This window comes from Spiroplasma sp. Moj (assembly GCF_016082285.1).
GTDB lineage: Bacteria > Bacillota_I > Bacilli_A > Mycoplasmatales > Mycoplasmataceae > Spiroplasma > Spiroplasma phoeniceum.
Genome location: NZ_MQTY02000050.1, coordinates 1 through 6,929 on the forward strand (window position 1 = coordinate 1; position 6,929 = coordinate 6,929).

Below are 6,929 nucleotides of genomic sequence, written 5' to 3' on the forward strand. Positions count from 1 at the left end.
AATTAATTAAAATTATAATTTGCTATTAGTATCTTTTTAAAAATATTTACAATTATTTTAATAGGTTATGCAAGAAGTCTATTGTCATAATAATATCCAAATAGCATTCCTAACGATAAATGTCATTTTGTTGGGTCCACAATATTATGCTTTGTAAAAAATGAGGTTGCTTGCAGTGGCGTAATTCCGCCCACAATACTTGATCCAATTTTTAATTCAGCAGCTTGTAATGCCATAAAACTAGTGACAAGATGTGTTTGTTCATCCGAAAACATATCTGGACTTGGATAACTTTTTAAGTAATTACTCATTCCTCGCACATTTGTTTTTAATGTTTCACAACTAAAAATTCGTTCTAAGCGATTGGTTAAAAATTCTTCAGATGTTAAATAATCACCATTTGCTTCTAATAGTAATGCTAAAATTGGGGTATCCTTTACTTTTTGCTGATTGCCAGGCATAAAACAGTTTAATGCTGCTTGTTCTTTTAATTTTTGATCTTTGATAATAATAACTTTTACTGGTTCTAAGCCATTAGAACTAGGTGCTAAGGCTCCAGTTGTTAAAATTGTTTTTAAATCACTTTCACTAACTGCTTTTGTTTTATCATAGATTTTAATTGCTTTTCGAAACTTTGCTGCTTCTTGTACGCTCATAATTTTCTCCCATTCTGTAATTTATTTATAAATTTATTATACGCTAATAAAAATGTAATTAAAAGTGTTTAAATTACTAACAAATTTTGGAACAATGTTATAATTAAAAAGATAAAAATTTAGAAAGGGTAATAAAGATGGAATTTTCGCATAAAGCAATTGAACAAAAATGACAACAATATTGAGAAGAACATCAAACTTTTAAAACAACAAATAATTCAGAGCAAAAAGCTTATATTTTAGATATGTTTCCATACCCATCAGGAGCAGGTTTACATGTTGGACATCCAAAAGGATATGTTGCAACTGATGTAATTAGTCGTATGCGAAAATTGCAAGGTTATGATGTTTTGCATCCAATTGGTTGAGATGCATTTGGTTTACCAGCTGAACAATATGCTTTACAAACAGGGAATGATCCAGCAGAATTTACTTTGCAAAACATTGCTAATTTTCGTAACCAATTAAAAGCACTTGGCTTTAGTTATGACTATGAAAAAGAAGTTAATACTTCTTCACCAGAGTTTTTTAAAACAACACAATTAATTTTTGAATTATTATATCAAAATGGATTAGCTGAGATGCGTGATGTTGATGTTAATTGATGTCCTGAATTAGGAACAGTATTAGCTAATGAAGAAGTCTTAAATATTAATGGAAAAATGGTTTCTGAACGTGGACATTTTCCAGTTTTTAAAAAACCAATGCGACAATGGGTTTTAAAAATTACTGCCTATGCAGAAAAATTATTAGCAGGATTAGATGAAGTTGATTGGCCAGAATCAGTTAAAGAGTTACAACGAAATTGAATTGGAAAATCAGTTGGTGCTGAAATTAAGTTTGCGGTCCAAAATAATCCAGAAATTATTAATGTTTTTACAACCCGTGCTGATACAATTTTTGGTGTTGAGTATCTTGTTTTAGCACCTGAGCATCCATTAGTCTCAAAATTAACAACACCTGAATATGAAACTGCTGTTACAAAATTTTTAGCAGCAACAAAAACAAAAACTGACTTAGATCGGCAAGATATTAGTAAAGAAAAAAATGGAATGTTTATTGGTAGTTATGCTATTAATCCAATTAATGAAAAGCTTATTCCAATTTGAATTGCTGATTATGTGTTACCATTTTATGCAACTGGTGCTGTGATGGCTGTGCCAGGTCATGATGAACGGGATTATTTATTTGCTTTAAAATATCATTTACCAATTAGTTATGTTATTGAAGGAGAACATTATAATAAATTACATAATAAAGATGGTAAACATATTAATTCTGATTTTTTGAATGGTTTAATGACAGAAGAAGCAACAAAAAAAGCAATTGATGTTTTAACAGCAGCTGGAAAAGCGAAAGTTAAAACTACTTATAAACTTCGTGATTGGTTATTTTCTCGTCAACGATATTGAGGAGAACCTTTTCCAATTATTCATTGAGAAGAGGGTTCAATTAGTTTAGTTGATGAAACAGAATTACCGTTAGAATTACCAAAAATAACAAATATTAAACCATCACAAACGGGAGAATCACCATTAGCTAATGCCACAGAATGATTAACTGTTATTGACAGTACTGGAAAAAAAGGACGCCGAGAAACTAATACGATGCCGCAATGAGCGGGTAGTTGTTGATATTATTTAGCTTATATTTTAATGGAAGATAAGCAACTGTTAGACTTACGTAGTGCTAAAGCACAAGCTTTGTTAAAAAAATGATTGCCAGTTGATTTATATGTTGGTGGCCAAGAACATGCTGTTTTGCATTTATTATATTCACGTTTTTGACATAAATTTTTATATGACCAAAAATTAGTTCCAACTTCTGAACCATTTTATAAATTAGTTAATCAAGGAATGATTTTAGGGACAGATGGTTCAAAAATGAGTAAATCAAAAAGAAATGTGATTAATCCTGATGATATTATTAAATCACATGGGGCTGATACATTACGTTTATATGAAATGTTTATGGGACCAATTGAAGCATCATTGCCTTGAAATCCAAATGGCTTAGATTCAGCACGAAAATGATTAGATCGCGTTTATCGTCTTATTAAAAATAATAATTTTTCGCAAGATAATAATCATGAGTTAGATTTTGTTTATCATAGAATAGTTAAAAACAGCACAGAAATGTTAGAAAAATTAAGTTTTAATACAGCAATTTCACAACTAATGGTCTTTATTAATGCTTGTTATAAAATAAAAGGTCCAATTTATCAACCGTATTTTGAAGGGTTTACTAAAATGTTAAGTTTGTTTGCTCCACATTTAGCAGAAGAAATTTGAACAAAATTAAATCAACCATCATCAGTTGCATTGTCAACATGGCCAACATATGATGAAAAATATTTACAAAAAAATGAGGTTATAATTGCAGTTCAAGTTAATGGTAAATTACGTGCTAAATTAGAAGTACCACTTGATACATCAGAAGAAGAATTATCAGCTTTGGCTAAAGCTAATAGCAATGTTCAAACCTTTTTAGATAAGCATGAGATTATTAAAGAAATTATTATTAAAAATAAAATTATTAATTTTGTTATAAAATAAATAGAAAAGATATTAATTATTTAATAAAAGGAGAAAAGTAATGCAATTTGTTCGTTCTAGCAATGGACCATGAGGTTTTTTTGAGCCAGCAGGTTCATATCTGCCAGGGGCTGATTGAATTGACCAGTGATTTTTTAAAGGTCATAATTATGTCTTTCAATTAGTTGGCATTAGTATTTTTGTTTTAATTATTGGTTCATTATTTGTTTGCAGAAAGTATTATGCAAAAACTGTTAATTGACAATGGTTTCGGATTTCAATCGGGATTTATCAAATTATAACTTATTTCTTAACATATGCGATTTGAGTAACTTATTTAGCAGTTGTTTTAAAAACAGAGTGAATTTGAGGACCGGTGGGACCTTCGCAAATTCGTGGTTTAAGTGAAGTTATGCCATTACACTTATGTAGTTTACACCAGTTATTATCGGGCTTTATTTTAATTTTTCCTAGTCGAAAATTTTTTGAAGTTGTTGCTCCTTCAGCAATTGTTTTACCAATTTTAGCAATTATAACGCCGGTTAATGGTTATTGAAGTTTAGATAATTTCTTTTACTATAATTACTTTATTCTTCATACATTAATTATTTTTGCTTATTTATATGTTTATAAATATGGCTTAATTGGAAAGCCTTATAGTAGTTTATTATTTAAATGACAGTTATTATGATTAACATTATTTTCTATTATTGCAGTAATTTGAGACTGAATTTTTAAAACAAACCAATTATTTGTGAGGCCAAGTAGCGGTGAACCATGGAACAATGGTGGTTTTAATGTTGGTGGTTGAAATACAAACTTTATTGGTGCAAAATATATGTGGCCATTTGCTTGATTACCAATGTTTTTCTTAGGAATTGTAATTGTTTCATTAACCCATATTTTATTATTTTATCTACCACAAAGTTTTTTATATGATAAAAAAACAAAAAAATTAGAATCTGTTCCTCGCGGCGTATGTAATAAATTTCATACTAAAGAAGGATTAACTTACATTACTTTTACTTTTAAATATATTTTTTGATCAGATAATAAAATTCATTATCATCTTAATCAAACTAATTTATTAAAATTTACTGATATTGAATTATTAACAATTCGCAATAAGAATCATAGTTAGCAAAGCTAACTATTTTTTATTTAATTAAGTTTTCAATTTAAAATAAAGGTATAATATAACTAAATGAAAAAAAGGTGGCGAGAACAATGGTTAAATATGCAATTATTGCAAATGATTATCAAGAATCAACACAGTTAGTTAATAAAATTAGTAAACTTTTACAAGAAAATAAATTAAAAGAAGATCTTAGTAACCCACAGTATGTTTTTATCATTGGTGGGGATGGAACTTTATTAAGAGCTGTTAATAAATTTCAAGATATTATTGATAAAGTTTTTTTTATTGTAATTAAATCTGGTTCATTAGGATTTTATGCCAACTATGATGAAAATACTTATCCTAAAGCAATTAAAGCAATTATTAATAATAAAGTTCATATTCGCCAAATGCCATTATTAGAAATTAAATATAATGGTAATCTTATTCGCTATGCATTAAATGAAGCAAAAGTTGTTGACCATGTTAAAACAATTCGTACTGACATTTATGTTAATAATGATTTATTGGAGCATTTCCGGGGAAGTGGACTTGTTTTTGCAACTAAAACTGGTTCAACAGGTTATATGCGAGCAATTAATGGTTCCATTATTGCATCTAATATTTCCTCTCTATGGCAATTAAAAGAAATTGCTCCGGTGGCAAATTCAACTTTTTCCACAATTAACGCTTCAATTATTTTAGACCAAGATCAAATAATAAGGTTAAATGGTGAGTTGAAAGGAAAAAGTTTAGTGATTGATACTTATGAATCAGAAATTTTAAGTTCCGATGTAGAGTTAAAAATTAGTCAAAAAACATTGAACTTATGCTATGATAAAGAAAATGATTTGAGTCTAATTGCAAAGATGAAGTTATTATTTGCTCATTGCAATGATAACAGAGGAGATAATTAATAATGCAAACTGAATATATTATTATCATTGTTGTGGCAACGATTTTAATGCTGTTGTTTATTTTAATGATGATTTTTCGGAAAAAGATTTTTAATTTTCAAAAAATTCTTGTTCCAAAACAAGTGCTTTCTTTTTCTATTAATGATTTAATTAATATTTTAGGAACAAAAACAAATATTACAATGGTTAAAGCAACCTTAACTCGGTTACGAGTAACAGTAAAAGATTTAGACGAAGTTGATTTGGTTTTGTTAAAAACTAAATTTAAATTAAAAAATATTGATATTGTTGCCCAAACTGTTATTTTGCCATTTGGCAATATCAGTTTAGCAATAAAAGATGAAATGAATAAAATTATTGGAACATAATTATTACAATTTTTTATTATTGTTTATTTTTATCTGCAAATAATTTGTTAAAAGCATTTTCGTGCTTTTTTTGTTACTTTTAAGAGATAATTTAATTATAAAGTGGAGGAAGAATTGCAATGATATTTGAAGAGTTTATTTTTTATGTGCCAGCGTGAGGACGATTAAAGCAACCTTTCAATAAAAAATTTAATAAAAATCTACGCCACTATAAAGACAGACATGAAGAAGCAAGGAATGGCGGAAGACAATTATATAATGATTGAGAAAATAAATTAACAAAAAATGAGAAAAAGGAATTCAAGGAGTATTTGGAACAATATACCGGAAGTAATTATGAACCAATTAATGAATATTTACGAAAGACAAATGGAAAAATATATCATGATATTGAAGCTATTCCAGCTGAACTTAAATTTACAAAAAATGATTTAAAGAAAGTTAATGATAAAATTTTAAAATTAGATAAATCATTTCAAAAAGCAAAAACAAATGAAAAATTAGTTGTTTTTCGTCGGGTTAGTGGCTATCAATTTTCAGACCATTATCTTAATTTACGTGATGCAAATAATAAAATTAATCGTGATTTATTTACGCAAATTCGGCAAGACTATACTGGTAAAAAATTTACGCAACATAGTTTTTTAAGTACGTCTTTATCAAAAGACCCTAATAAATCATATTCTGGGGAGTGTTATCCAATTTTATTAAGAATTAGTTTACCAAAAGGAACAAAAGCAATTTATGTTGATGAAATTAGTAAGTATTATGGTCAAAATGAATTATTGTTAAATCGTGGTTATACCTTTCGTTATCATAACTTCCTTATTGTTAAAGATAAAACCACAGGTAAAGAAAGTATTAAAGTTGAGATTTCTTTAGCACAAGAAGATAAAAAATTTTAAATAATAAAGCAAAGAATGAAAAGGAGAAGTAAATATTATGGAAAAAAATACAGATATTGATAATATTAAGCAACAAAGTTCTTGCCTTAACAGTGATTGTGAGCATGCGTTAGATAGTGATGATGATGGCATTCCTGATTGTTGAGAAATCAATAGTTATACAGTTGAAGGGGGATTAATTGTTCCTTGAGATGATAAAAAACACAAACCAGATAAATTTATAAAATATAAATCAGACCCGTATAATAGTCATACCACGGGAGATCCTTATTCGGATGCTGAAAAAGTATTAGGAAAAATTGACCAAGGAGTTTTACCAGAAGCACGTCATCCGCTTGTTGCTGCGTATCCTAAAATTGGAGTAATAGACTTCTTGCATAACCTATTAAAATAATTGTAAATATTTTTAAAAAGATACTAATAGCAAATTAT

The 6,929-nt window shown here is 28.0% G+C and carries 7 protein-coding genes; 6 read left to right on the top strand and 1 reads right to left on the bottom strand.

Features of this window, described 5'->3' with window-relative positions; all coding sequences use genetic code 4:
- Positions 1-65: 65 nt before the first annotated feature.
- Positions 66-656 (bottom strand): nitroreductase family protein, encoded by a 591-nt coding sequence (locus BST80_RS03135; protein WP_415745930.1) that lies wholly within the window; start codon positions 654-656, stop codon positions 66-68.
- A gap of 137 nt (positions 657-793) precedes the next feature.
- On the opposite strand from BST80_RS03135, the gene leuS reads away from it, so the two are divergent.
- From leuS to BST80_RS03165, 6 genes are all read left to right on the top strand, one after another.
- Positions 794-3,211 carry a leucine--tRNA ligase gene (gene leuS / locus BST80_RS03140; protein WP_415745931.1) on the top strand — a complete coding sequence of 806 codons (2,418 nt, stop codon included), beginning with the start codon at positions 794-796 and terminating at the stop codon, positions 3,209-3,211.
- A 40-nt stretch (positions 3,212-3,251) separates the two neighbouring features.
- Positions 3,252-4,331, top strand: a complete 1,080-nt coding sequence (locus BST80_RS03145; protein WP_415745932.1) for a hypothetical protein — start codon at positions 3,252-3,254, stop codon at positions 4,329-4,331.
- Between the two features lie 86 nt (positions 4,332-4,417).
- On the top strand, positions 4,418-5,224 hold the full coding sequence (locus BST80_RS03150) for an NAD(+)/NADH kinase (protein ID WP_415745933.1): 807 nt from the start codon (positions 4,418-4,420) through the stop codon (positions 5,222-5,224).
- A 2-nt stretch (positions 5,225-5,226) separates the two neighbouring features.
- Complete coding sequence (locus BST80_RS03155) at positions 5,227-5,592, top strand: PTS transporter subunit EIIB (RefSeq protein WP_415745934.1); 366 nt, start codon at positions 5,227-5,229, stop codon at positions 5,590-5,592.
- 119 nt (positions 5,593-5,711) lie between these two features.
- Positions 5,712-6,497: an ADP-ribosyltransferase gene (locus BST80_RS03160; protein WP_415745935.1), complete on the top strand. Its 786-nt coding sequence runs from the start codon at positions 5,712-5,714 to the stop codon at positions 6,495-6,497.
- A 37-nt stretch (positions 6,498-6,534) separates the two neighbouring features.
- Entirely contained in the window at positions 6,535-6,891 is a 357-nt protein-coding gene (locus BST80_RS03165) for a binary toxin-like calcium binding domain-containing protein (RefSeq protein WP_415745936.1), read from the top strand.
- Positions 6,892-6,929: the final 38 nt, after the last annotated feature.